The organism is Microbacterium sp. (assembly GCF_036277215.1).
GTDB lineage: Bacteria > Actinomycetota > Actinomycetes > Actinomycetales > Microbacteriaceae > Microbacterium.
The window spans coordinates 1-2,400 of the sequence record NZ_DASUNI010000111.1 but is presented as its reverse complement, the minus strand read 5'-3'; the positions used below and the strand labels follow the sequence as shown (position 1 = coordinate 2,400).

Below are 2,400 nucleotides of genomic sequence, written 5' to 3'. Positions count from 1 at the left end.
CACCTGCTTTCCGAGCCCGGGTTCGGCCCGCTGACCGCCGCCAAGCTCGTCGGCGAGATCGCCGGCGCCCAGCGATTCGCGACCGACGCCAAGCTCGCCCGGGCCGCCGGCGTCGCCCCGATCCCGGTCAGCTCGGGCAACACCAACCGCCACCGACTCGACCGCGGCGGCAACCGCCAGATCAACGCCACGATCCACCGGATCGCCGTCACCCGACTGCGCTGCGACCGCGAGACCCAGGACTACATCGCACGCAAGCGCGCCGAAGGCAAGAACACCAAAGACGCGATCCGCTGCCTCAAGCGCCACCTCACCCGACGCATCTGGCACTTGCTCCAGACACCCGCGCCCATCCCGGACCAGACGCCCACACCCTCAATCTCTTGACATAGGAGCAGCGAAAGGAGCTGCGCGGACGGATACGGGCGCTGGTCATAAAGCCATTGGTACGCAGCCGTTTGCGGCAGTCAGTCGGCGGGCGTAGGCTGGCCACGTTCTGAGATGGGGCCCTCGCATGCGCTCCCGCGTCATCGCATTCATCCTGGCCGGACTGCTGATTGCGCTCGTTGGCTGCGGAGACGGCGGCGACGCTGCGACCTCGAGTGCCGCGAACACCACGCCGAGTCCGGGGGCAACCTCCGCCGGGGACGAGAATCCCGACGGCGTCATCAAGATCGATGGCAACCGAAGCCTGTATGTGAGGTGCACCGGAACCGGGTCACCGACCGTGATCATGGAGGGAGGCGACGAGGACACCAGCGATTCCTACTCGCTCGCTGAACCGAGCATCGCCGAAGTCACGCGGGTGTGCGTCTATGACCGTGCCAACCTCGGGCGAAGCGATCCCGATCCGGGTCCGCGCGGTCTGTCGGAGCTGGTCGGCGACCTGGAGCGGCTGCTTCGAACCGCCCGAATCCCAGGCCCCTACGTCCTGGTCGGGACCTCTGGGGGTGGCTTCATTACGGCCGGCTATGCCGCTGCCCATCCGCGACAGGTCGCTGGCATGGTCTTCATCGATACCGGCGCTCCTTTTCGGGATCCTCCGAGCGAAATCGTTGAGGCGACGGACCCGAACAATCCGGCGAACGTCGAACATCGGGACTATCTGCAAGTTGAGAAAGACGCTTGGGCAGCCCGCAAACGGATCGGCGACATGCCCGTGACGATCGTCTCCGTCAAATACTCGGACGTGGCGATCAGCGAGGCGGAGTTTCCGTCGGAGCGGAGAGGAATGCGGCGCAACGTCGAGAACCAAAAGGGCTGGCTTGTCCTCAGCCCGCGCGCGGAGCAGATTGTCGTGCATACAAGTCACGCCGTAGAGGAAGACGATCCAGAGCTGGTGATCGATGTGATCCTCGACGTCGTAAAGGCAACCCGGTAAGCGGAAAGGATCGGTGACAGCCGCCGGAGGGTTTGTATGCGAGTGCCCAGAACTGCACCGGCTATCGCGCCTCCGGCTTTGCCTGGCCAGCATGGTCAGCGCAGAAGTCCTGCCGGTCGCCCTCCGGGTCGACAGTCGCCCAGCCGGTGCTCGCCAGCGGCGTGAGGCTGGCGCCCAGCGCAAAGCTTCGCGCATCGATCCTGAGGCGATTGGCGCATCCGGAGGCGTCGCACTCGACGTAGGGTCTGCGCTTGTCGCCCGCTTCGTAGCGAAGGCTCATTTGGCGCGAGTCTACGGACGACACAGTAGGCGCAACAGCAGAAACGCCAAGAGCGGCCATCGGCCCTTGAGTTCGCCGCAAGCGGCACATGCGCCGGTCAGGTTCCAGGCCGTAGGCGCGCCGCCCGCCACACGCGGAACGATGTGGTCGATGGTGCCCCCGGGCCCGCCGCAGTACGCGCACGGGTCGAGCCGGAGGTACGCGTACTCCCTGAACTTGGTCATGGCCGCGATCACGACTCGTCGTCCCGTCCCCGGAACCGCCGCTCATACGCGAGCGCCAGCTCGCCATCAGAGCGGACGCTCCACCCGATCTGATCCAGCAGCGCGATCGTGGGGCCAATGACCGCGTGCGCGGTCGTGGAGGCGTCGTCGCCGATCGGGGACCCCTCTCTGAACGTCTGCGCGGCGTCGTTGGCCTGCTCGGAGAGGCTCTCGGCGGGCTTCGCGAGGTCCTCGTCAGCAGCCTCGCACAACAGCCGCCGGACGGTGGCCGTCTGCTCGGGTGAGAGGGTGGACCCGGACGCGGCCGGGACGGTGCGGTGATCTTGCTGGGGCTTGCTCCCGTGCCACGGCGCCGGCAGAGACTAGACCCTCGGTGCGGCGCCACTCTTTCGAGCCGGAGTGGCGTTGACACCCTGAGCATACGCCCCTCTGTCAAGCGGGCGGGCCGGGGTACGGTTCCTGACATCGCCTGCTCGTAGATCCCAACCGTTCGGCCGCTCTGGCGTTCTAGGTCT

5 protein-coding genes are annotated in these 2,400 nt (G+C 66.8%); 2 read left to right on the top strand and 3 right to left on the bottom strand.

The annotated features are described in order from the left end of the window. Positions 1-387, top strand: a 387-nt coding sequence (locus VFX99_RS05790; RefSeq protein WP_329665368.1) for an IS110 family transposase, incomplete at its 5' end; no start/stop codon positions are given. A gap of 127 nt (positions 388-514) precedes the next feature. Continuing rightward, a complete protein-coding gene (locus VFX99_RS05785) occupies positions 515-1,381 on the top strand; it encodes an alpha/beta hydrolase (protein WP_329665367.1) in 867 nt (288 codons plus the stop codon). A 61-nt stretch (positions 1,382-1,442) separates the two neighbouring features. Here the strand turns inward: VFX99_RS05785 and VFX99_RS05780 are convergent, their stop codons facing one another. From VFX99_RS05780 to VFX99_RS05775, 3 genes are read right to left on the bottom strand one after another with little or no spacing between them, the layout of a single operon-like run. Beyond that, a complete protein-coding gene (locus VFX99_RS05780; protein WP_329665366.1) occupies positions 1,443-1,661 on the bottom strand; it encodes a hypothetical protein in 219 nt (72 codons plus the stop codon). Between the two features lie 11 nt (positions 1,662-1,672). After that, entirely contained in the window at positions 1,673-1,885 is a 213-nt protein-coding gene (locus tag VFX99_RS17295) for an HNH endonuclease (RefSeq protein ID WP_414684323.1), read from the bottom strand. 8 nt (positions 1,886-1,893) lie between these two features. Continuing rightward, on the bottom strand, positions 1,894-2,136 hold the full coding sequence (locus VFX99_RS05775; RefSeq protein ID WP_329665365.1) for a hypothetical protein: 243 nt from the start codon (positions 2,134-2,136) through the stop codon (positions 1,894-1,896). Positions 2,137-2,400 lie beyond the last annotated feature (264 nt).